Below are 21876 nucleotides of genomic sequence, written 5' to 3'. Positions count from 1 at the left end.
CGCCGGGTGACCGCCGATGCGACCTCCGACGAGCGGCTCGCCGGGCGCACCGTCGGCGAGGCCGGCCCGCGCGTGGTGTTCGTGCACGGCCTGTTCGGCCAGGGCAAGAACTGGACGACGATCGCGAAGGGCCTGGCCGGCGGGCACCGGGTGACGCTGCTCGACCTGCCCAACCACGGGCACTCGCCGTGGACCGACCGGGTCGACTACGTGGACATGGCCGGGCTGCTGGCCGACGAGCTGGCCTCCTACGGGGAGCCGGTGACGCTGGTCGGGCACTCGATGGGCGGCAAGGTGGCGATGACGCTGGCGCTGCGCCGGCCGGAGCTGCTGCGCGGCCTGGTCGTCGTCGACATCGCCCCGGTGGAGTACCCGCTGACCGGCGGGCGCACCGACGACCCCGACGAGGAGGCCTCGCCCTTCGAGGCCTACATCGCGGCGATGCGGGCGGTCGACCTCGGCGCGCTGCGCACCCGGGAGGACGCCGACCGGGCGCTGCGCGAGGCGGTGCCGAGCACGATGGTGCGCTCGTTCCTGCTGCAGAGCCTGGTCCGGGAGGGGGTGGGCTCCGGCCGCTGGCGGTGGCGGCTGAACCTGGAGACCCTCGAGCGCGACCTCGGCGAGCTGCGCGGCTTCCCCGAGCCGCCGCCGGGCGCCACCTTCGACGGGCCGGTGCTGTGGGTCGCCGGCGCGAACAGCCACTACGTGCTGCCCGGGGACCGGGACCGGATGGACGCGCTGTTCCCCTCCACCCGGCTGGTGAAGGTGAAGAACGCCGGGCACTGGGTGCACTCCGAGCAGCCCGAGGTGTTCCTGGAGACGGTCCGGCGCTTCCTCGACGCAGTCGAGGATGAGTTGCAGGGCCTCGACGCAGTCGAGGATGACTAGCAGGGCCTCGACGCAGTCGAGGACGAGTAGCAGGGCCTGGACGCAGTCGAGGACCGACCCCTCCGGGGTGGCGGAACCGCCCCGGAGGCGTGCGGATCCGTACCGTCCCCGGGAGCGGGACCGGGGCGCGTCGGTTCCGGAACGGAGAGGACGCACGTGACGCAGTGGGGGGCGCCGGGGTCCGGCGCCGGTCAGCAGGGCACGCCGCCGCCGGCCTACGGGCCGCCGCCGGGCCCGTACGGACCCGGCCACCACCCGCCCTACGGGTACGGATACGGCTACCCCGTTCCGCCGCGGCGCACCAACGGCCTCGCCGTCGCGTCGATGGTGCTGGGGATCCTCTGGCTGTACTGGATCGGGAGCATCCTGGCTCTCGTCTTCGGCTACATCGCGCGCAGCCAGATCCGCGAACGCGGCGAGAGCGGTGACGGGATGGCGATCGCCGGCATCGTCCTGGGCTGGGTGGGCGTGGGCTTCTTCGCCCTCGCGGTCCTCGCGGGCGTCGCCTCCACCGTCTGAGCGCCGCCCGGTCCCGGGGCGTTCCCGCGGGAACGCCCGCCGGAGTGCACCCCGTCGGGGCCTGGCCGGTGTCGGGGGCCGGTGCCATCCTGGCCCGGTGACCAGCACGTTCGTCCCGCACCGGCCGCACCCGGCGCTGCGCGGGCTGGTCGCCGACGCCGTCGGCTACGAGCAGCGCGGCCTGGCGCCGGGCACCCACCGCGGGCTCCCCTCCCCCACGCTGACGCTCGTCGTCACCCTCGACGACCCGCTCGACGTCGCCGCCCACCCCGACCCCGCCCAGGCGCCCGGCCGCTACGACGCGCTGCTCGGCGGCCTGCACACCACCCCGGCGCTGATCCGGCACCCCGGGAGCCAGGCGGGCGTCCAGCTCTCGCTGACCCCGCTCGGCGCCCGCCGGCTGCTCGGCGTGCCAGCCGGCGAGCTCGCCGCCCTCGACGTCGACCCCGCCGACGTCCTGGGCAGCACCGAGCTCGTCGAGCGGGTCCGCGCCGCGCGGACCTGGCCGGAGCGCTTCGCCGCCGCCGAGGACGTGCTGCGCCGCGCGGCCGGCGACGGCGACCCCGCCCCCGAGGTGGCCGAGGCCTGGCGGCTGACGCTGGCGTCCGGTGGGCGGCTGCGCGTGGCCGACGTCGCCCGCCGGGTCGGCTGGTCCGAGCGGCACCTGACCACCCGGTTCCGCGCCGAGACCGGGCTCGCGCCCAAGGAGGCCGCGCGGGTGGTCCGCTTCGACCGCGCCCGCCGGGCCCTGGCGGCCACCCCGCGGCCCGGTCTCGCCGGGCTCGCCGCGTGGGCCGGCTACGCCGACCAGGCCCACCTCACCCGCGAGTGGCGGGCCCTCACGGGCCTCTCCCCGCTGCGCTGGCTGGCCGCGGAGTTCGGATTCGTCCAAGACACCGCCGCGGCCCGGGGGCCAGGGTCGGCCGCATGACTCCCCCACCGCCCACCGTCTGGCCCGCCTTCCGCGCCGCCGACGCCCCCGCCCTCGTCCGCTGGCTGGTCGACGTCCTCGGCTTCACCGAGACCCTCGTCGTCCCCGACGGGGACCGGATCGCCCACGCCGAGCTCGCCTGGCCGCCCGGCGGCGGCGTCATGCTCGGCTCCGTCCGCGACGACGACGGCGGCTGGCCCGTCCGCCCCGGCAGCACGGGCGCCTACCTGGTCACCGACGACGTCGAGGCCGTGTGGGAGCGGGTCGCGGCCGCGGGCGCCGAGGTGCTCCGGCCGCTGCACGAGCCGGGCCACGGCGGCCGTGAGTTCAGCGTGCGCGACCCCGAGGGCAACGCCTGGAGCGTCGGCGACTACCCGGGAGCGCCGCGGGCGTGACGGAGGAGCAGGTCCGGGCGCTCGCCCTCGCCCTGCCGGAGGTCACCGAGGCCGACCACCACGGCCGCCCGTCCTTCCGGCTGGGGACCGCCGTGCTCGCCACGCTGTGGGCACCGGGCATCCTCAACGTCATGGTCGGGGAGTCGGAGGCGCGCGCGGCCGAGGGCGGCGCGGTCTCGCCGCTGTGGTGGGGGGAGCGCCTGTCCGGCGTGCAGGTCGACCTCACCGCGGCCGACGAGGCGCTCGTGGCCGACCTCCTGGAGGAGGCCTGGACCCGCCGCGCCCCCGCCCGGCTGCGGAAGCAGCGGCCGTGACGTACCCGCGGCCCGTGCCGGTGATCGGCGACGCCACCTCCGCCGCCGAGCGGGCCGGCGACCCGGCGGCCTGGGCTCTGCCCGAGCACGCCGGCGGCCTCTACGCCGTCGTCGCCGCGCGCCGCGACGTCCGCCGCTACCGGCCCGACCCGGTGCCCGACGACGTGCTGCGCCGGGTGCTGGCCGCAGGGCACGCGGCGCCCTCGGTCGGGCACAGCCAGCCCTGGCGGTTCGTCGTCGTCCGCGACCCGGCCACCCGCGACCGGGCCGCCGTCCTCACCGACCGCGAGCGGCTGCGCCAGGCCGCGCAGCTGGAGCCCGACGCCGCCCGCCGGCTGCTCGACCTGCAGCTGGAGGGCGTGCGGGAGGCGCCGCTGGGGATCGTCGTGTGCTGCGACCGGCGCACCCCCGCCGCCGGGGTGCTCGGCCGCGCCACCTTCCCCGACGCCGACCTGTGGAGCTGTGCGGCGGCCATCCAGAACCTGTGGCTGGCCGCCCGTGCCGAGGGCCTGGGCATGGGCTGGGTGACGCTGTTCCGCCCCGAGGAGCTGGCCGGGCTGGTCGGCCTCCCCGACGGCGTGGCCACCCTCGGCTGGCTGTGCCTGGGCTGGCCCGACGAGCGCCCGCCCGCGCCGGGGCTGGAGCGGGCCGGCTGGTCGCGGCGGCTGCCGCTGGAGTCCGTCGTCGTCGAGGACCGCTGGCCGGCCGACGACGGCGGTCCCGCCGCGCCGCCCTCGCACCTGCGCGCGCCCGGCCGCGAGGCCGTCGTCGGCGCCCGGGACGAGGCCGACCGGCTGCTCACCCCGCCCGGCTCGCTCGGCGTCCTCGACCGCGCGGTCGACCGCCTCGTGGCGCTCGGCCGCGGCGACGTCTCCGCGGGGACGCTCGTGCTCGCCGCCGCCGACCACCCGGTCGCCGCGCTCGGCGTCTCCGCCTACGGCGGGCACGTCACCCGCGACGTCGCTCGCGCCGCGGTGGCCGGCACCTCGGTGGGCGCCACCGCGGCGGCCGCGGCCGGGCTGACGACGGTCGTCGTCGACGCCGGGGTGGACGGCGGCCCGCTGCCCGGCGCGGTGGCCGCCCGCCCCGCCGGCCCGCGCGGCGACCTCGCCTCGGCGCCCGCCCTGACGCCCGCCGACGTCGAGCGGCTGCTCGCCGCCGGGCGCGACCTCGGCGCCCGCGACGGCCTGCCCGCGCCCGAGGGCCTGCTCGCGCTCGGCGAGGTCGGGGTGGCCAACACGACCGTGGCCGCCGCGCTCGCCGCCGGCCTGCTCGGCGCCGACCCGGCCGAGGTCACCGGCCTGGGCGCCGGCGCCGACAGCGCGGTGCTGGAGCGCAAGCGCGCCGTGGTGGCCGGGGCGCTCCGCCGGGCGGGCAGCGGGCTCGCGCCGGAGCGCGCGCTGGCCGAGCTCGGCGGCCCGGAGCTCACCGTGCTCGCCGGAGTCGTCCTCGGCGCCGCCGCGGCCGGCACGCCGGTGGTCCTCGACGGGTTCGCCGTCTCGGTGGCCGCGCTGGCCGCCGTCCTGCTCGAGCCCGCCGCGCAGGCCTGCCTGGTGGCCGGGCAGCGCAGCCGCGAGCGCGGGCACGAGCTGGTGCTGCAGGCGCTCGGGCTCGAGCCGCTGCTGGACCTGCGGCTGCGCGCCGGGGAGGGCGCCGGCGCCGCGCTGGCCGCGGGCCTGCTGCTCGACGGGCTGCGGATCCGCCGCGCCACCGCCCGCGTGGGGTGACACCGGGTCGCCAGCCGGTGCCCCCTCGGGCCAGGATCGGCCCGTGACCGATCCCCGCGCCGGCCAGCCCGCCGCCCCGTCCGACCTGGTCGACGTCGCCTCGCTGGTGACCGCCTACTACACGCTGGTGCCCGACCCGGCGGAGCCGGCGCAGCGGGTGTCGTTCGGCACCTCGGGACACCGCGGGTCCTCGTTCGACTCGGCGTTCAACGAGGCGCACATCCTCGCCACCACCCAGGCGATCTGCGAGTACCGGGCGGCGCGGGGGTACGACGGCCCGCTGTTCCTCGGCCGCGACACCCACGCGCTGTCCGAGCCGGCCTGGGCCAGCGCGCTGGAGGTGCTGGCCGCCAACGACGTGACGGTCCTGGTCGACGCCGCCGGCCGCTACACCCCGACGCCGGCGGTCAGCCACGCCATCCTCACCGCCAACCGCGGGCGGTCGACCGGGCTCGCCGACGGCATCGTCGTCACCCCGTCGCACAACCCGCCCCGCGACGGCGGCTTCAAGTACAACCCGCCCTCGGGCGGGCCGGCCGACACCGACGCCACGAAGGTCATCGCCGACCGCGCCAACGAGCTGCTCGCCGCCGGGCTCGACGGCGTGCAGCGGATCCCCTTCGCGCGGGCGCACGCCGCGGCGGGCCGGCACGACTTCCTCGGCGCCTACGTTGACGACCTGCCCTCGGTGCTCGACCTCGACGCGATCCGCTCGGCCGGCGTGCGGATCGGCGCCGACCCGCTCGGCGGGGCGTCGGTGGACTACTGGGCGGCGATCGCCGAGCGGCACCGGCTCGACCTCACCGTCGTCAACCCGCTGGTCGACCCCACGTGGCGGTTCATGACGCTCGACTGGGACGGCAAGATCCGGATGGACTGCTCCTCGCCGTCGGCGATGGCCTCGCTCATCGGGAAGCGGTCGGAGTACCAGGTGGCCACCGGCAACGACGCCGACGCCGACCGGCACGGCATCGTCACCCCCGACGCCGGGCTGATGAACCCCAACCACTTCCTCGCCGTCGCCATCTCCTACCTGTTCAGCCACCGCCCGCAGTGGGCCGACGACGTCGCGGTGGGCAAGACGCTGGTGTCCTCCTCGCTGATCGACCGGGTGGTCGAGGGCCTGGGGCGGCGGCTGGTCGAGGTGCCGGTCGGGTTCAAGTGGTTCGTGCCCGGCCTGCTCGACGGCAGCGTGGGCTTCGGCGGCGAGGAGTCGGCCGGGGCGTCGTTCCTGCGCCGCGACGGCGGGGTGTGGACCACCGACAAGGACGGCCTGCTGCTGGCGCTGCTGGCGAGCGAGATCCAGGCGGTCACCGGCAGCTCGCCGTCGCAGCTGCACGCCGAGCTGGTGTCCCGGTACGGCGAGTCGGCCTACGCGCGGGTGGACGCCCCGGCCAGCCGCGAGCAGAAGGCGGCGCTCGGGAAGCTGTCCCCCTCCGACGTCACCGCCACCGAGCTGGCGGGCGAGCCGATCACCGCCAAGCTCACCGAGGCGCCCGGCAACGGCGCGTCGGTCGGCGGCCTGAAGGTGGTCACCGAGAACGCCTGGTTCGCCGCCCGCCCCTCGGGGACGGAGGACGTCTACAAGGTCTACGCCGAGTCCTTCCGCGGCCCCGAGCACCTCGCCCGGGTGCAGGAGGAGGCGCGCGCCGTCGTCTCCGCCGCGCTGGGCGCATGACCCTCGACGCGGCCGGCCTGCTGCGCGAGCTGGTGCGCCGGCCCACGGTCTCCGGCGACGCCGCCGCCCAGCGCGACCTCCTCGGCCTGCTCACCGACGTGCTGCGCGAGCGGGCGCCGCACCTGCAGGTGACCGAGGGGCGCGACCGCGACCAGCCGTGGACGCTGCTGCGCACCCCCGCCGATCCCGGCCGGCCGGTGCTCCTGCTGGCCTGCCACGTCGACACCGTGCCGGTGCCCGACCCCGGCGCGTGGACCCGCGACCCCTTCGGCGCCGACCTCGACGGCGGCCGGGTGTGGGGGCGTGGCGCCAGCGACATGGAGGCCGGGGTGGTGGCGGCCGCCCTGGCGCTGGCCGCCGCCGACCCGCAGACGCCCGCCGCGCTGCTGCTCACCAGCGACGAGGAGACCGGCTCGCGCGGCGCCGCGGCCGCGGCCGCCACGGTCGCCGAGCTGCCGGTGGGCGCGGTCGTCGTCCCCGAGGCCACCGGCAACCAGGTGGTGCTCGGCCACAAGGGCGCGCTGTGGCTCGCCGTGCGCACCGCCGGGCGGGCCGCGCACGGCAGCACGCCCGAGCGCGGGCACAACGCCGTCCTCGACCTCGCGACGCTGCTCGGCCGCGCCGCCGCCGGTTTGCCCTTCCGCACCGACCCGTTCCTCGGCACCGAGACGTGGAACCCCGGCGTCGTCAGCGGCGGCACCGTGCCCAACGTCGTCCCCGACCGGGCCGAGGTCGTCGTCGACATGCGCACCGTCGCCGACGGCGGGGACCTGCTGCGCTGGTGGCGGGAGCAGCCCGAGGCCGCCGACGTCGAGGTGCGCGTCGACCTGCCGCCGGTGGGCACGCCGGCCGACGACCCGTGGGTGGCCTCGCTGCCCGCGCCGGTGCTGCCGACCCCGGCCACCTACTTCACCGACGCCTCGGTGCTCGGCCAGGTGGTGGGCGGCGCCCCGGTCGTGGTGTGGGGACCGGGCACCCCGGCGGTCATGCACGCCGCCGACGAGTACGTGGAGCTGGCCGAGCTCGAGCAGGCGGCGCAGGCCTACACCGCCGTGCTGGCCCGCTGGGGCGGCTGACCCCTGCGGGGGGGCGACACGCCCCCGGACGGCGGCCTCGGACGGCGACGGCCCCAGACTGGGGGCATGACCGACCAGCCGTACGAGCAGGAGTGGGACGCCGTCCCGCCGGGATCCGCGCCGCCCTCCGGCGCTCCCGGCCAGCCGTACGGCGCCGCCCAGCCGTACGGCGCCGCCCAGCCGTACGGCGCCGCGTCCCCGTACGGCGCGGCTCCCCCGTACGGCGCCGCTCCCCCGTACGGGACGCCGGAGTACGTGGCCCAGCCGTACGGAGCGACCCCCTACGGTTCCCCGTCTGCCTACGGCCCGCCGCCCGGCTACGGCCCGCCGCCCGGCTACGGCCCGCCGCCGGGCTACGGCTGGGGCGTCCCGCCGACACCCGTCTGGCCGGCCGGTCCCGGGCGTCCCGGCGTGGCCACCACGGCCGGCGTGCTGGGCATCGTCACCGGCGCGCTGTCCGCGCTGGTCGCCTTGATCTTCACGATCGCGGTGCTCAGCGGTGAGGAGGACGGGCCGAGCGTCGTGCTCATGCTCGGCCTGCCCGTCGGGGCCGCGCTGATCGCCGGCGGCATCCGGCTGCTCGACCGCCGCTCCCCCACGTTCGTCTTCGCCGGGGCGCTCGCGGCGGTGGTCGTGCTCTTCCTGACGCTGGTGGTCGCGGCGACCACCCTCGACAGCAGCGGCGTCGTCGGGGTGTCGGTGTTCCTCGTGTTCGCGCTGCCGCTGCCGGTGCTCACGGCCGTCTTCGCCCGCCTGCCCGCGACCGTCGGCTGGGCCGCCGCCCGCAGTTGACGCCGGCGGGCGGGCCGGCTCAGCGGAGCCTGGCCTTGTCGGCGTACATCGCGGTGTCGGCCTCCCGGACCACCGCCTCCTGTGCGTCCTCGGGGTCGGTGCCGCCGTCGACCGAGCCGATGCCGATGCTCAGGCCCACCTCCACGGTCGTCGTCCCCAGCGTGAGCGTGCCCGGCAGCGCCTCCCGCAGCCGGTCGGCCAGGTGCTCGGCGGCGTCCCGCTCGGTGTTCTCGCAGACGACGGCGAACTCGTCGCCGCCCAGCCGGGCCGCGGTGTCGCTGGCCCGCAGCACCGACGTCAGCCTCGCCGCGACGGCGACCAGGACCGCGTCGCCGGTCGGGTGGCCGAAGCGGTCGTTGACCGCCTTGAACCCGTCGAGGTCGAGCACCAGCACGCAGGTGGGCGTGTGCTCGCGGTGCCCCCGCTCGAGCGCGTGGCGCAGCCGGTCGCGGAACAGCAGCCGGTTGGGCAGCCCGGTGAGCGGGTCGTGCGCCGACAGGTGCAGCAGCCGCGCCTCCAGCGCCTTCCGGTCGGTGACGTCCTCGACCACCATCACCAGGTGCTCGGGCGGCCCGTCGGCCCACGACGTCGTCACCTGCACCGGGACCACGGTCCCGTCGGGGCGCAGGAACCGGCACTCGTGCCGCGCCCGCCCGTGGCTCTGGTGCAGGGCGGTGCAGGTCGCGACGGCGCCCGCGACGTCCTCGGGGTGCGTGACGTCGAACAGCGTCGTCCCGCGCAGCTCCTCCGGCGTCCGGCCGAGCAGGTCACCGAGCGAGCCGTTCACCGCCAGGAGCCGGCCGTCGGGCGCGCTGAGCGCGACGCCCATGGGCGAGTTGGTGAACGCGCTGCCCAGGTCGGGGACGGGCACCGTGCCCACGCCTCCGCCGTCGTCCACCGACCACCTCCGATCCTCCCCCGCCGGTCCACCTGACCTGCTCATTCCCTCCCGGTTCCACGTGGAACCCCTGATCGGGGCAGGATGACCCGGGAGAGTGCGCGAGAGGGAGGGCTGTCATGCCGTCGGACTTCGACCTGGTGCTGCCGACGGAGATCGACGTCCGCGAGGTCGGCATGCGCGACGGCCTCCAGCTGGAGGCGCCGGTCCCCCTCGAGGGCAAGCTGGCGATGCTCGACGCCCTCGTGGCCACCGGCGTGCGCCGCATCGAGGTGACGTCGTTCGTGTCCCCGAAGGCCGTGCCCGCGCTGGCCGACGCCGACCGCGTCGCCGCCGAGCTGTCGCGCTGGCCCGACGTGCACTGGTCGGCGCTGGTCGCCAACCCGCGCGGCGCGGTACGGGCGGTCGACGCCGGCATCGCCGAGCTGGAGCTGGTGGTGTCGGCCTCCGACGGGCACAGCCGCGCCAACGCCGGCCGCTCGACCGCCGAGGCCCTCGCCGGCGTCGGGGAGGTCGCCGACCTCGCGCACGGCGCCGGCGGGTCGCTGGAGGTCGTCGTCGCCACCGCCTGGGACTGCCCGTTCGACGGCCGCACACCGATCGCGCGCACCGTCGACGTCTGCCGGGCCGCCGTCACCGCGGGCGCCGACGCGCTGTGCCTGGGCGACACGATCGGCACGACGACGCCGGCGCGCGTCGTGCGGCTGCTCGACGCCGTCCGCCGCGCCTGCCCCGGGACGCCGGTGGCCGTGCACTTCCACGACACCCGCGGCACCGGCCAGGCCAACGCGCTGGCCGCGGTGCAGGCCGGCGTCACCCAGCTCGACGCCTCCGTCGGCGGGCTCGGCGGCTGCCCGTTCGCGCCCGGCGCGAGCGGCAACATCGCCACGGAGGAGCTCGTCTACTGGCTCGAGGAGTCCGACGTGCGCACCGGCATCGACCTCGACGCGCTGCTGGCCGCGGCCCGGGTGACCGAGGAGGCGGTGGGTCACCCGCTGCCGAGCTCCCTGTACCGCGCCGGCGGCCGGTCGGTGCCCCGCGCGGCCCTGGGCGCGCCCGCGTGACCGAGCGCGCGAGGTCACGCAGAGGTGCGGCACCCCGGGACACGCGCCTGACGAGCGTGAGCGAGGAGGGCGCGTGACCGGACCGGTGGAGGTCATCGACCCCCGGGTGATGCGCGACGTCCTCGGCCACTTCGCCTCCGGCGTCACCGTGGTGACCGCCCACACCGGCGAGGAGCCGATCGGGTTCACCTGCCAGTCGTTCAGCTCGCTGTCGCTCGACCCGCCGCTCGTGGCACTGGCGCCGGCCCGCACGTCCACGACGTGGCCGCGGCTGCGCGACCTCGGCCGGTTCTGCGTCAACGTGCTCGCCGAGGACCAGTCGGGCCTGTCCGCGGCGTTCGCCCGCTCGGGCGCCGACAAGTTCGCCGGCGTGGGCTGGCGGCCGAGCCGGCAGGGCTCGCCCGTCCTCGACGGCGTCGTCGCCTGGATCGACTGCGCGCTGTGGGCGGAGTACGACGGCGGCGACCACACGATCGTCGCCGCGCGCGTGCTCGACCTCGGCGCCGACCCCGGCCGCCGGCCGCTGCTGTTCCACCGCGGCAGCTACGGCCGCGCGGAGACCCCGGCCGGCTAGGACCGGCCGAAGCGGACGGCGATGAGCGCGACGTCGTCGCGGCCGTCGAGGGTGCCGCTCACCGCGGCGTCGCACAGGTCCCGCGGCGCGGCGTCGGCCGGGGTGCCGGCCAGCCGCCCGGCCAGGTCCCCGATGCCCTCGTCGAGGTCGCGGCCCGGGGTCTCCACCAGCCCGTCGGTGTACCCGAGGAGCGTGGCGCCGGCGGGCAGCTCGACGGTGTGCACGACCCGGTGCGCCTCGACGTCGACGCCGACGAGCATCCCGCTCGCCCCGTCGACCGGGCGCACGTGGCCGTCCGGCGAGCGCAGCAGCAGCGGCGGGTGGCCGGCGCTCGCGACCTGCGCCGTCCACGTGCCACCCGGCTCCGCCGGCGGCAGCGCGCGGACGTAGGCCAGGGTGGCCATCGGGGTGACCCGCAGGCCCTGCACGAGCCGGTCGATGCGGGTGAGCACCGCCGCCGGGTGCGGGTCGGGCGCCTCCCACAGGCAGGCCCGGATGAGCCCGCGCAGGTGGCCCATGACCGCCGCCGCGGCGACGTCGTGGCCGACGACGTCGCCCACCACCAGCGCCACCGACCCGTCGGGCAGCTGCAGCAGGTCGTAGAAGTCGCCGCCGACGTCGGCCGCGGTCGAGGCGCTCACGTAGTGCGCCGCGACCTCGAGGCCCGGGATGTCGGGCAGCTCGGGCAGCAGCGAGCGCTGCAGGGTGTCGGCCACGGCGTGCTCCTGCTGGTAGAGCCGCACGTTGTCCATGGCCATCGCCGCCCGCCGGGCGAGGTCCTCGACCAGGCTGACGTCGTCGGGGGTGAACGGCTGCTCCGGCGAGGAGCGCACCAGCGCGATCGAGCCGCGGGTGCGGCGGCGGGCCACCAGGGGCACCGCCAGCGCCGACGCCGCGCCCAGCCGGCCGGCGACCTCCTGCGCGACGGGCCCGGCCACCGTGCCGTCGAGGCGCTCGGGCAGCTGCTCGACGAGGACCGTCCGGCCACCGCTGATGCTGCGCTGGCTCGGCGAGTCCGGCGGCAGCCGCAGCGCGTGCCCGGCGTCGTAGCGGCGCAGCTCGGTGCGGTCCCGCTCGCGGTCGCGGGACACCAGCTCGCGCACCTCGCCGCTCTCGTCGACGAGCGTGACGACCACCCAGTCGGCCAGCTGCGGCACGCAGAGCACGGCGAGCCGGTCGAGCAGGTCGCCGACGTCGAGGGTGGCGACCAGCGAGCTGGTGGCCTCGGCCATGAGCGCCAGGCGGGCCTGCGCCCCCTCGGCCTCCCGCTGGGCCCGCTCGGCGTCGGTCTTCGCCTGCTCGGCGATCGACCGGGCGAGCTCGGCCTCCTCGCGCGCGGTGCGCTCCGCGGCGAAGGCCGCCTCGCGCTCGGCCTCCACCCGCACGCGCTCGGTGACGTCGGTCTGCACGCCGACGAAGCTGACCAGCTCGCCCTGGCCGTCGAAGACCGGGCTGATCGCGAGCTGGTTCCAGAAGGCGGTGCCGTCGCGGCGGTGGTTGAGCAGCGTCACGGTGATCGCCTGCTGCGCCCGCAACGCCTCGCGCAGCTCGGCGAGCGCGGCGGGGTCGGTGTTCGGGCCCTGCAGGAAGCGGCAGTTGCGGCCGACGGACTCCTCGTACGAGTAGCCGGTGATCCGGGTGAAGGACGGGTTGACCCAGACCAGCGGGTCGTCCTCCTGCCGGGGGTCGGTGATGGTGAAGGCGATGTCGGTGGCGACGACGGCGCGCTCGCGCAGCGCCTGCAGCTCGGCGTCGGCGTCGGCGGTGCCGCCCACGCCCTCCACCTCGAGCAGCACGACCAGCGACAGCGCCTGGCTGCTGCCCGGCTGCGACAGCGGGAAGCCGGTGACCCAGAGCAGCCGGTCGCCGTCGCCGTCGTCGTCGGCGCGCTCGGCGTCGGTGCTGCGGCCCGGGGAGAGCCGCACCGCCTCCCCGGTGACCGGCTGGCCCTGCGCGACGAGCGACAGGGGGCCGCTGGTGCGCGCCAGCGGGGCGCCGCCGAGGTCGGTCAGCCCGGCGGCCGCGCCCCAGGCGTCGACCTCGACCGGCAGCCCGACGTTGCCGGCCATCTCCACCGCGGCGGTGTTGGCGTAGGTGACCGCGCCGGACTTCTGGTCGATGAGCAGGACGGCGACCGGGACGTCGGCGAGGACGGCCGGCAGGGCCTGCGTGGCACCCGCGCCCCCGGCGTGCTCGGTGACGACGGCCTCGGCGGCGGTGACGATCCCGGCCTGCCGCCCGCCGGCCGCCTCGCCGTCGACGGCGGTCCTGGCCACCGCCGCGCGGACCTCGGGAGGGACTCCGGCGGCAGCGGGTGTCGGCCGCTCCAGCGGCGGGGTCCCTTCCGGTCGCACGCAACGAATCTAACCGTTGGTGCTGGTCCGACGCCCTCCGTCCCCGGGGCGCGTCCCCTGGACGGAGGGGAGGTGTGCCCGGCGCCCGTGCGGGCACCCTCCTGGCCAGCCACCCCGGAGGGAGACGTCATGGGACTGCTCGACCGGCTCCTCGGCCGACGCCGCGCACCGGAGCCCGCACCGTACGACGGCTACGCGTCGCCGCCCCCACCGCCGCCGCAGGCGCCGCCCGCGCGACCTGCGGCCGGGCAGCGCGGCCAGCTCACCGACCAGCAGGCCGTCGAGCGCTACCGCTACCTGCTGCGGACGGCGCCCCCGGACCAGATCGAGCAGGCGCACGCCGAGGCGTTCGGCCAGCTGACCCCGCAGCAGCGGCAGGAGGTGCTCACCCAGCTCGCGGCCGCCGTGCCGGCGTCGGAGCGGCCGCGGTCCGACGACGCGCAGACCCTCGCCCGGGTGGCCACCCGCGCCGAGCTGCGCCAGCCGGGCACCCTCGAGCGGACCTTCGGCGGCTTCGGTGCGGGCCCCGGCGCGGGCTACGGGCCGGGCTACGGCCCCGGGTACGGCCCTGCCTACGGCGGGGGGTACGGCGGCGGCTACGGGCCCGGCTACGGCTCGCGGATGGGCGGCTTCGGCGGCTTCGGCGGCTCGCTGGGCGGCAGCCTGCTCGGCACGATCGGCGGCCTGGTGGTGGGCACCGCGGTGGCCGACGCGCTGTTCGACACCGGGCTCGGCGACGGCGGCCTGTTCGGCGGCGGCGACGAGGAGGCCTACGCGGAGGGCTACCAGGACGGCGCCGAGGGCGGGGACGGCGGCGGGGACGCCGGCGGGGACTCCGGTGGCGGCGACTACGCCGCGGCCGGGGACGGCGGCTACGGCGGCGACCCGGGCGCGGACTTCGCCGGTGGCGCCGACAACGGCTACGACGGCGGGGGCTACGACGGCGGGGGCTACGACGGCGGCTTCGACGACGGCGGGGGCTTCGACGGCGGTGGCGGCGACTTCGGTGGCGGGGACTTCGGTGGCGGGGACTTCGGGGGCGGCGACTTCGGCGGGGACTTCGGCGGCGGGGACTTCTGACCGCTCAGCCGCCGGACCCGGGCCTCCCGTCGGCCGCCCGGGTCCGGCGGCGCAGCCACAGCAGGCCCAGCACCGGCAGCACCAGCGGCACGAAGCCGTAGCCGCGGCCGAACGCCGACCAGACCGTCTCGTCGGGGAAGGCGGCCGGGTCGGCCAGGGACAGCGTGCCCACCACGAGCACCCCGGCCAGCTCGACGACGATGGCTCCCAGCGCCGTCCGGCGTCCGGTGCGCCCGCCCCGGGCCAGCCCGACGGTGGCCACCACGTAGACGGCCGCGGCCAGCGCCGACAGCAGGTAGGCGACCGGCGCCTCGGAGAAGCGGGTGGCCAGCTGGACGGCGGCCCGGGCCCCCGCGGCCAGGGCGAACACCGCGTAGACGGCGACCAGCACCCGGCCCGGACCCGCCGCCGTCCCGCCCGGCGCGGTGCCGGCCGGCTCGCGCTCAGACACCGGGCGCCTCCCACAGCTGGACCAGCCGCCAGACCATCACCGCGGTGACCAGGCTGGCCACCGCGAGCACCGTGCCCGCCCAGCGGCTGGGCTCGGTGCGCGACCACAGCACGCCCGCCACCGGCAGCAGCACGACGCCGCCGAGGTAGCCGAGGAACGTCGCCGTCTCCGGCGGCCGCTCCCCGCCGGCCAGGGCCACCCCGGCGACGACGGCCTGCACCACGAGCAGCACCTCGAGCACCGCGGCGCCGGCGAGGTGGACCAGGCCGATCCGCCGCCGGGCGAGGGTGGAGGCCAGGCCCGCGAGCGCCACGGCCACCGCGACCGCGGTGGCCGACCAGACGAGGACGTCGTTCATCGCGCCCATGATCGCGCGTCCGGCGGGCGAGCCGGTTGCGGACCGGGGGTAAGGAGGAGGCATGACCGTCCGGGACCTCGTGGTCGACCTCTGCGCCGAGCACCTGGACGCCGTGACCGCGGAGCCGGTGCCGCTGCAGGCGCTGGTCGGCCTGCTCGCCGCGTGCGGCGTCGCCGAGCCGAGCGCGCGCCTGGCCGCGGCGGCGCTGCGCCGCGCCGGGTGGCTGGTCGGGTCGCGGCGCGGGCGGGAGACCCTGCTGGCCCCCGCCGCGCCGCTGCGGGCGTCCGTCGTCGCCCGTGACGAGCGGATCGAGCGGCGGCTGGGTCCGTGGGACGGCCAGTGGCGGATGGTCGTCTACGGCGTCCCGGAGGCCGACCGCGCCGCCCGCGAGCGGGTGCGCCGCGGGCTGGTCCGCGCCGGGTTCGGCCCGCTCGCGCCGGCCACCTGGGTGTCGCCGCACCGCGACGCGCTCGACGAGGTGCACGCGGAGCTCGCCGGCGAGCCGACGTCGCGGCTGGACCTGCTCACCGCGCACGTCACCGACCCGCGGCTGTCCGACGGCGAGCTCGCGGCCCGCTGCTGGGACCTCCCCCGGCTCGCCGCCGGCTGGTCGCGGGTGCTCGAGCGGCTGCGCGCGGCCGCCGCGGAGGCGCCGGAGGGGGTCGCCGCCCTGGGGGCGCACCTGCGGCTGCGGGCAGAGATGCGCGCGGTGCTGGCCGGCGACCCGCTGCTGCCCGCGGCGCTGCAGCCGGAGGGGTGGCCGGGCCGCGACGTCCGCGACGCCTGGGCCGACACCGGCGCCCGGCTGGCCGTGGCCGCCCGCGCCCACGTCGCCGACGTCCTCGGCGTCGTGGCCCCCCGCGCCGCCGTCGCCTAGAAGGGCCTTCGTAGCGCTATTGGCCGCCCAAGGGCGGCGGGTGCCCCCGCACCGCCGCCCCCGAGGGCCTGTGTCCCTCTGTCAGTCCGCCGTCAGCGGTGGACGGTGGACATGTCCGGGTAGCGGTCGCCGGCGGCGGCGCCGACCGGGGCGGCCTCGTCGAGCCGGCGCAGGTCGTCGTCGGTGAGCGCGACGTCCGCGGCCGCCGCGTTCTCCTCCAGGTAGCGCACCCGCTTGGTCCCCGGGATCGGGACGACGGCGGGGTTGCCCGACCGGCCGCTCTGCGCGATCACCCAGGCGAGCGCCAGCTGCGAGGCCGTCACGCCCTTCTCGTCGGCGATCTCGCGCACCCGGTCGACCAGCCGCAGGTTCTGCTCGAACGCCTCGCCCTGGAACCGCGGGTTGGACCGGCGGAAGTCGTCGGGCGCGAGGTCGTCGACGCTGCGGATCTGCCCGGACAGGAAGCCGCGGCCGATCGGCGAGTAGGCGACGAAGCCGATGCCGAGCTCCGCGCAGGTGGCGAGGACGCCGTCCTCCTCGGGGTCGCGGCTCCACAGCGAGTACTCGGTCTGCACGGCGGCCACCGGCTGGACGGCGTGCGCGCGGCGGATGGTCTCGGGCGCGGCCTCCGAGATGCCGGCGGCGCGCACCTTGCCCGCCTCGACCAGCTCGCGGATGGCGCCCCACGTGTCCTCCACGGGCACCGTGGTGTCGACGCGGTGCTGGTAGTAGAGGTCGATGACGTCGACGCCGAGCCGCTGCAGGGAGGCGTCGCAGGCCTGCCGCACGTACTCCGGCCGGCCGTTGATGCCGCGGAAGGAGCCGTCCTCGCCGCGCTCGTTGCCGAACTTGGTGGCCAGCACGACCTCGTCGCGGCGGTCGGCGATCGCCGCGCCCACCAGACGCTCGTTGGTGAAGGGGCCGTACATGTCGGCGGTGTCGAGGAAGGTGACGCCGAGGTCGAGGGCGCGCCGGATGGTCGCCTCGGCCTCGGCCTGGTCACCGGTGCCGTAGAACTCGCTCATCCCCATGCAGCCCAGCCCCATGGCCGGGACGGACAGGGACCCCAGGGTGCGTGTCTGCATGGCACCGAGCCTGCCCCTGCGGAGCGCGGCGTGAACCCCCTCAGGGTAGGGCTGCCGACCCCCCCGCTGTTCCGGAACCCGTGTGACAGGTTAGGGCCGTCTAAGTCAGGGCAGCCTTGCCTCACCACCTGGAGAACCATGCGCACCGCGTCCCGGCCGCTGGCGGCCACCTCCCTGTCCCTCGCCGCGGCGCTGGCGCTCACCGCCTGCGGTGCCGACGAGCCCGCCGCCGAGGCCGCCACCGACGCCGGCACGGTCACCTGGACCTGGGACCGCAACGTCGCCGCCGAGGACGCCGAGCCGGAGTTCGAGGAGACGTCGGTCGAGGTGCCGGTCGACCCGCAGCGCATCGTCGTCTTCGACATGGCCGCCCTCGACACCATCGGCGCCCTCGGCGGGGAGATCGCCGGCGCACCGCTGGCGTCGGTGCCCGACTACCTGCGGGACCACCTGGCCGACGACGCCTTCGACGCCGGGACGCTGTTCGAGGCCGACCTGGTCGAGATCGAGTCGCAGCAGCCCGACCTCATCGTGATCGGCGGCCGCTCCTCGGCGCTGTACGAGGACCTCAGCGAGATCGCGCCGACCGTCGACCTAAGCATGCGCGGCACCTACACCGAGACGCTCGACCGCAACGCCACCTTCCTCGGCGAGGTACTCGGCGCGGAGGACGAGGCGGCCGCCGCCGTCGCCGAGCTCGAGGCGGGCATCGAGGAGGCGCGCGCCGCCACCGCCGACGCGGGCACCGGCCTGGGCCTCATGGTCTCCGGCGGCGAGCTGTCCGCCATGGCCCCGGCGGGCGAGGGCTCCGACGCCCGCGGCGCGCGCGGCGGGCTGATCTACGACGCGTTCGGCGTGCAGCCGGTCGTCGACGACCTCCAGGCCGCCACCCACGGCGAGCCGGTCTCCTTCGAGTTCCTGCTCGAGACCGACCCCGACCACCTGTGGGTCGTCGACCGCGACGCCGCCACCGGCGAGGAGGGCGCGCAGGCCGCCGCGGCGGTGCTCGACAACGACGTCGTCGCCCGCACGACCGCGGCGCGGCAGGACCAGGTGCACTACCTCGACCCGGTCGCCTGGTACGTCGTCTTCGGTGGCATCGACACCACCCGGATTATGATCGACGACGTCCTGCAGATCGCGGAGTGACCGTCCCGGTCCCCCGCTGCCCGTGACGGCGCTCTCCGCTCCCCCCGCGAGCACCCCCGCCCCGGCGCGCCCCCGGCGCACCGGGCTGGGGGTGCTCGCCGGCGTGCTGCTCCTGCTCCTCGCGGGGGCGAGCCTGTTCGTCGGCGTCTCCGACGTCTCCCCCGTCTCGGTGTTCAGCGACGGCCCGGCCGCGTTCCTGCTGGTCGCCAGCCGCGTCCCGCGGACGGTGGCGCTGGTGCTGGCCGGCGCCTCGCTCGGCATCGCCGGCCTGATCATGCAGATGCTCGTGCGCAACCGCTTCGTCGAGCCCAGCACCACCGGGGTCACCGAGTTCGCCACCCTCGGCATGCTGGGCACGATCGTGCTGGCACCCGGGATGCCCGTCGTCGGCAAGACCGCCGTCGCCGCGCTGTCCGGACTGCTCGGCACCTGGGTGTTCCTGCGGGTGGTGCGGGCGGTGCCGGTCCGCTCCCTCGTCCTCGTGCCGCTGGTCGGGATCATGCTCGGCGGCGTCGTCGGCGCGATCACGACGTTCGTCGCCTACCGGCTGGACCTGCTCCAGTCGCTCGCGCAGTGGTCGCAGGGCAGCTTCGCCGGCGTCGTGCAGGGGCGCTACGAGTTCGTGTGGCTGGCCGGCGTCATGGTCGTCGTCGCGTGGCTGGCGGCCGACCGGTTCAGCGTCATCGGCCTCGGCGAGGAGTTCGCGACCAACCTCGGGCTGCACCACCGCCGGTGGGTGGCCGTCGGGATGGTCGTCGTCGCCGTCATCACGGCCTCGGTGCTGGTGACGGCGGGGCTCATCCCGTTCCTCGGGCTGGTCGTGCCCAACGTCGTGAGCCTGGTGGTCGGCGACAACGTGCGCCGGTCGATCCCGTGGGTGGCGGTGCTCGGGGCGGTGTTCGTGGTGGCCTGCGACGTGCTGGCGCGGGTCCTGCGCTTCCCCTACGAGATCCCGCTGTCGGTCGTCGTCGGGATCATCGGCGCCGCGCTGTTCCTCTGGCTGCTGCTGCGGAGGCGGAGCCGTGCGCACTGAACCCACGCTCTCCGGACCCGCCCCGGCCGCCGTCCGCCCGCGGCCCCACCTGCGCGGCTCCGTCCGCCGCGCCGGGCCGGGTGCCCGGCTGGCCGCGCTCGGCGGCCTCGTGCTGGCGCTGGTCGCCGCCTACCTGTTCACCGACGTGCCCGGGTCGCTGGCGTACGCGCTGGAGAAGCGCAGCCTCACCGTGGCCGCGATGGTCGTCGTCGCGGCGGCGGTCGGGGTGTCCACGGTCGTCTTCCACACGATCACGCAGAACCGCGTGCTGACGCCGTCGATCATGGGGTTCGACGCGTTCTACGTGCTCGTCTCGACCGTCGTCGTCTTCACCGCCGGCTCCGCCGCGTTCCTGGCCGCCGACCCGCTGGTCCTGTGGGCGGTGCAGGTGACCGTGATGGTCGGGTTCAGCGTCGTGCTGTTCACCTGGCTGTTCGGCGGGAAGCGACGCTCGATCCACCTCATGCTGCTCGTCGGCATCGTGCTCGGGACGTTCTTCCGCTCGTTCAGCGAGTGGATGCAGCGGATGCTCGACCCGCTGGACTTCCAGGTGCTCTCCGACGCCTTCTTCGCCTCGCTGACCCGGCCCGACGAGACGCTGCTGGCGCTCACCGCGGCGCTGGTCGCGCTGGGCTGCGCCGTCGTCGTGCCGCTGCTGCGCACCCTCGACGTGCTCACGCTCGGCGAGCCGGCCGCCGTCGGGCTGGGCGTCGACCACCGGCGGGTGGTGCTGACGCTGTTCGCCGTCGTCTCGGTGATGGTCGCGGCGTCGACGGCGCTGGTCGGGCCGATCCTGTTCCTCGGCCTGATCGTCGCCAACCTCGCCTACGCGTGGGCCGGGTCCTTCCGGCACGTGTGGACGGTGCCGACGGCGGTGCTGCTCGGCGTGGTGTGCCTGCTCGGCGGCCAGCTCGTGCTGGAACGGGCACTCGGCTACGGCGGCACCCTGTCCACCGTCGTCGACTTCGCCGGCGGGCTGTTCTTCCTGTACCTCGTCCTGCGGAAGGGGGCGCGGTGATCGCGCTCGAGGGAGTCTCCAAGCGCTACGGCGGCCAGACGGTGGTCGACGACGTCTCCATCGCCTTCGGCGGGGAGGGCGTGACGGCGCTGATCGGCCCGAACGGTGCCGGCAAGTCGACGCTGTTCTCCCTCGTCGGCCGCCTCCTGCGGCCCGACACCGGCCGCGTGACGGTCGACGGCCTGGACGTGGCGACGACGCCGTCGGCGGAGCTCGCGCGGCGCCTGGCCGTGCTGCGCCAGGACAACCACGTGGCCGCCCGGCTCACCGTGCAGGACCTCGTGGAGTTCGGCCGCTTCCCGCACTCGCGCGGCCGGCTCACCGTCGACGACCGCGACGCCGTCGAGCGCGCGCTGGTCCACCTCGGGCTGGAGGTGTACCGGCGGCGGTTCCTCGACGAGCTGTCGGGCGGTCAGCGGCAGCGGGCGTTCATCGCGATGGTGCTGGCGCAGGACACCCGGTACGTGCTGCTCGACGAGCCGCTGAACAACCTCGACCTGCGGCACATGACCGAGATCATGCGGCTGGTGCGCGAGATGGCCGACGGGCTCGGCAAGCGGGTGGTCACCGTGCTGCACGACGTCAACTTCGCGGCCACCTGGGCCGACCGGATCGTGGCGATGCGCGACGGCCGCGTGGTGGCCGACGCCCCCGCCCGCGAGGTCATGCGCCCGGAGGTGCTGGCCGCCGTCTACGACACGACGGTCGACGTCCGCGAGATCGACGGCCGCCCGGTGGCCCTCTACTACTCCTGACCACGAGCGGCGGTGTGGCCGGCTGCGCAGGGGTGATCCGGCCGCTGACCTGCCGTTTCTGTCGTACCCCCGCCGTAGGTTGGGGTCATGTCAGCAGGCGGGTCGCGCTTCGAGCGCGGCCTGGCCGCGTTGCTCGCCGAGCGGCCGCCGACCCTGCGTCGGCTGCCGGTGGCGTTGCTCTCGCGTGAGCACAAGGCGCGTGAGCTGCAGCGCCTGGCCGCGCTGAAGGCCCAGACCGCCGCCTACGAGGCGGAACTCGTCCTCGGCCTGGCCGACGACTCCCCCGACGACCCGCCGCCCGGCGCGCCGGGTGCCCGGTCGGGGTCGTGGGCGCCGGACCCGGAGCTGCCCGGGGTGTCGGAGTTCTTCACCTCGGAGCTCGCGGTCGTGCTCAACGTCGGCCGGCCCACCGCCACGACGCTGGCCAAGCGGGCCTGGACCTACCGGGAGTCGCTGCCCGCCACCTGGGCCGCGCTGGCCGCCGGCGACCTCGACGAGCGCCGGGCGATGGTGCTGGTCGACGTGCTGCAGTGGACCGTCCCGGCGCTGGCCCGACAGGTCGAGGCCCGCCTGCTGCCCCGTGCCGCGGAGTGGACGCTGCGCACGCTGCGCACGCGCGCGGTCGAGGCGCTGCTGGAACTCGACCCCGACGCGGCCGAGCGCAAGAAGGACGACGCGACGCGCACCGCCGACGTCCGGATCGTCCCCTCGGCGCAGGACGGCATGGCCGTGCTGATCGCCGAGCTGCCCGCCGAGGTCGCCGCGATGTGCATGGAGGTGCTGGAGCGGCTCGCCCGGCTGGCCGTGGACACCGGTGACCCGCGGCCGATCGGGCTGATCCGCACCGAGGTGTTCACCGC

At 76.7% G+C, this 21876-nt stretch carries 23 protein-coding genes; 18 read left to right on the top strand and 5 right to left on the bottom strand.

The window, feature by feature from the left end; all coding sequences use genetic code 11:
* Positions 1 to 6 precede the first annotated feature (6 nt).
* The 9 genes from WA616_RS19085 to WA616_RS19045 all read left to right on the top strand — a co-directional run bounded on the left by WA616_RS19085 (position 7) and on the right by WA616_RS19045 (position 8320).
* A complete protein-coding gene (locus WA616_RS19085; RefSeq protein WP_336032375.1) occupies positions 7 to 888 on the top strand; it encodes an alpha/beta fold hydrolase in 882 nt (293 codons plus the stop codon).
* A 156-nt stretch (positions 889 to 1044) separates the two neighbouring features.
* The gene (locus WA616_RS19080) at positions 1045 to 1407 is read left to right on the top strand and encodes a DUF4190 domain-containing protein (protein ID WP_336032373.1); all 363 of its coding nucleotides are present in this window, start codon (positions 1045 to 1047) and stop codon (positions 1405 to 1407) included.
* A gap of 97 nt (positions 1408 to 1504) precedes the next feature.
* Positions 1505 to 2338, top strand: coding sequence for a helix-turn-helix domain-containing protein (locus tag WA616_RS19075; RefSeq protein ID WP_336032370.1), 834 nt, complete (start codon positions 1505 to 1507; stop codon positions 2336 to 2338).
* Positions 2335 to 2733 (top strand): VOC family protein, encoded by a 399-nt coding sequence (locus WA616_RS19070; RefSeq protein ID WP_336032368.1) that lies wholly within the window; start codon positions 2335 to 2337, stop codon positions 2731 to 2733. Before WA616_RS19075 ends, WA616_RS19070 begins: the two co-directional genes overlap by 4 nt.
* A complete protein-coding gene (locus tag WA616_RS19065) occupies positions 2730 to 3047 on the top strand; it encodes an MmcQ/YjbR family DNA-binding protein (protein WP_336032365.1) in 318 nt (105 codons plus the stop codon). Before WA616_RS19070 ends, WA616_RS19065 begins: the two co-directional genes overlap by 4 nt.
* A complete protein-coding gene (bluB, locus tag WA616_RS19060) occupies positions 3044 to 4774 on the top strand; it encodes a 5,6-dimethylbenzimidazole synthase (protein ID WP_336032363.1) in 1731 nt (576 codons plus the stop codon). Before WA616_RS19065 ends, bluB begins: the two co-directional genes overlap by 4 nt.
* Before the next feature lie 43 nt (positions 4775 to 4817).
* The gene (pgm, locus tag WA616_RS19055) at positions 4818 to 6452 is read left to right on the top strand and encodes a phosphoglucomutase (alpha-D-glucose-1,6-bisphosphate-dependent) (protein WP_336032361.1); all 1635 of its coding nucleotides are present in this window, start codon (positions 4818 to 4820) and stop codon (positions 6450 to 6452) included.
* A complete protein-coding gene (locus WA616_RS19050; protein ID WP_336032360.1) occupies positions 6449 to 7528 on the top strand; it encodes a M20 family metallopeptidase in 1080 nt (359 codons plus the stop codon). Before pgm ends, WA616_RS19050 begins: the two co-directional genes overlap by 4 nt.
* A 66-nt stretch (positions 7529 to 7594) precedes the next feature.
* Entirely contained in the window at positions 7595 to 8320 is a 726-nt protein-coding gene (locus tag WA616_RS19045; protein ID WP_336032359.1) for a hypothetical protein, read from the top strand.
* 19 nt (positions 8321 to 8339) lie between these two features.
* On the opposite strand, the gene WA616_RS19040 is transcribed toward WA616_RS19045, so the two are convergent.
* Entirely contained in the window at positions 8340 to 9218 is an 879-nt protein-coding gene (locus tag WA616_RS19040) for a GGDEF domain-containing protein (protein WP_336032358.1), read from the bottom strand.
* Between the two features lie 119 nt (positions 9219 to 9337).
* Between WA616_RS19040 and WA616_RS19035 the strand changes: the two genes are divergently transcribed.
* Both WA616_RS19035 and WA616_RS19030 read left to right on the top strand, forming a co-directional pair.
* The gene (locus tag WA616_RS19035) at positions 9338 to 10282 is read left to right on the top strand and encodes a hydroxymethylglutaryl-CoA lyase (protein WP_336032357.1); all 945 of its coding nucleotides are present in this window, start codon (positions 9338 to 9340) and stop codon (positions 10280 to 10282) included.
* A 73-nt stretch (positions 10283 to 10355) separates the two neighbouring features.
* Positions 10356 to 10856 (top strand): flavin reductase family protein, encoded by a 501-nt coding sequence (locus WA616_RS19030; protein WP_245794899.1) that lies wholly within the window; start codon positions 10356 to 10358, stop codon positions 10854 to 10856.
* On the opposite strand, the gene WA616_RS19025 is transcribed toward WA616_RS19030, so the two are convergent.
* Positions 10853 to 13132 carry a SpoIIE family protein phosphatase gene (locus tag WA616_RS19025; protein ID WP_336032356.1) on the bottom strand — a complete coding sequence of 760 codons (2280 nt, stop codon included), beginning with the start codon at positions 13130 to 13132 and terminating at the stop codon, positions 10853 to 10855. The two genes, WA616_RS19030 and WA616_RS19025, sit on opposite strands and share 4 nt — an antisense overlap.
* Before the next feature lie 207 nt (positions 13133 to 13339).
* Here WA616_RS19025 and WA616_RS19020 point away from each other — a divergent pair, with 207 nt between their 5' ends.
* Complete coding sequence (locus WA616_RS19020) at positions 13340 to 14290, top strand: hypothetical protein (RefSeq protein ID WP_336032354.1); 951 nt, start codon at positions 13340 to 13342, stop codon at positions 14288 to 14290.
* Positions 14291 to 14294: 4 nt separating this feature from the next.
* Here the strand turns inward: WA616_RS19020 and WA616_RS19015 are convergent, their stop codons facing one another.
* Together WA616_RS19015 and WA616_RS19010 are read right to left on the bottom strand one after the other, a co-directional pair.
* Positions 14295 to 14741, bottom strand: a complete 447-nt coding sequence (locus tag WA616_RS19015) for a hypothetical protein (RefSeq protein WP_336032351.1) — start codon at positions 14739 to 14741, stop codon at positions 14295 to 14297.
* Positions 14734 to 15099, bottom strand: coding sequence for a hypothetical protein (locus WA616_RS19010; protein WP_073422764.1), 366 nt, complete (start codon positions 15097 to 15099; stop codon positions 14734 to 14736). The genes WA616_RS19015 and WA616_RS19010 overlap by 8 nt, the downstream gene beginning before the upstream one ends.
* Before the next feature lie 61 nt (positions 15100 to 15160).
* On the opposite strand from WA616_RS19010, the gene WA616_RS19005 reads away from it, so the two are divergent.
* Positions 15161 to 15976 carry a PaaX family transcriptional regulator C-terminal domain-containing protein gene (locus WA616_RS19005; RefSeq protein WP_336032347.1) on the top strand — a complete coding sequence of 272 codons (816 nt, stop codon included), beginning with the start codon at positions 15161 to 15163 and terminating at the stop codon, positions 15974 to 15976.
* 92 nt (positions 15977 to 16068) lie between these two features.
* On the opposite strand, the gene WA616_RS19000 is transcribed toward WA616_RS19005, so the two are convergent.
* On the bottom strand, positions 16069 to 17061 hold the full coding sequence (locus WA616_RS19000) for an aldo/keto reductase (RefSeq protein ID WP_336032345.1): 993 nt from the start codon (positions 17059 to 17061) through the stop codon (positions 16069 to 16071).
* Between the two features lie 138 nt (positions 17062 to 17199).
* Between WA616_RS19000 and WA616_RS18995 the strand changes: the two genes are divergently transcribed.
* The 5 genes from WA616_RS18995 to WA616_RS18975 all read left to right on the top strand — a co-directional run.
* The gene (locus tag WA616_RS18995; RefSeq protein ID WP_336032342.1) at positions 17200 to 18210 is read left to right on the top strand and encodes a siderophore ABC transporter substrate-binding protein; all 1011 of its coding nucleotides are present in this window, start codon (positions 17200 to 17202) and stop codon (positions 18208 to 18210) included.
* A 22-nt stretch (positions 18211 to 18232) separates the two neighbouring features.
* The gene (locus WA616_RS18990; RefSeq protein WP_336032340.1) at positions 18233 to 19243 is read left to right on the top strand and encodes an ABC transporter permease; all 1011 of its coding nucleotides are present in this window, start codon (positions 18233 to 18235) and stop codon (positions 19241 to 19243) included.
* The gene (locus tag WA616_RS18985) at positions 19233 to 20261 is read left to right on the top strand and encodes an iron chelate uptake ABC transporter family permease subunit (RefSeq protein WP_336032338.1); all 1029 of its coding nucleotides are present in this window, start codon (positions 19233 to 19235) and stop codon (positions 20259 to 20261) included. The genes WA616_RS18990 and WA616_RS18985 overlap by 11 nt, the downstream gene beginning before the upstream one ends.
* On the top strand, positions 20258 to 21016 hold the full coding sequence (locus WA616_RS18980) for an iron ABC transporter ATP-binding protein (protein WP_336032337.1): 759 nt from the start codon (positions 20258 to 20260) through the stop codon (positions 21014 to 21016). The genes WA616_RS18985 and WA616_RS18980 overlap by 4 nt, the downstream gene beginning before the upstream one ends.
* Before the next feature lie 87 nt (positions 21017 to 21103).
* The coding region (locus WA616_RS18975; protein ID WP_336032336.1) for a DUF222 domain-containing protein at positions 21104 to 21876 on the top strand (773 nt) is incomplete at its 3' end.

Origin of the sequence: Geodermatophilus sp. FMUSA9-8, assembly GCF_037034165.1 — a bacterium.
Classification (GTDB): Bacteria; Actinomycetota; Actinomycetes; order Mycobacteriales; family Geodermatophilaceae; genus Geodermatophilus; species Geodermatophilus nigrescens.
Note: the sequence above shows the minus strand (reverse complement) of the source record. Positions and strands in the feature narration are given on the sequence as shown.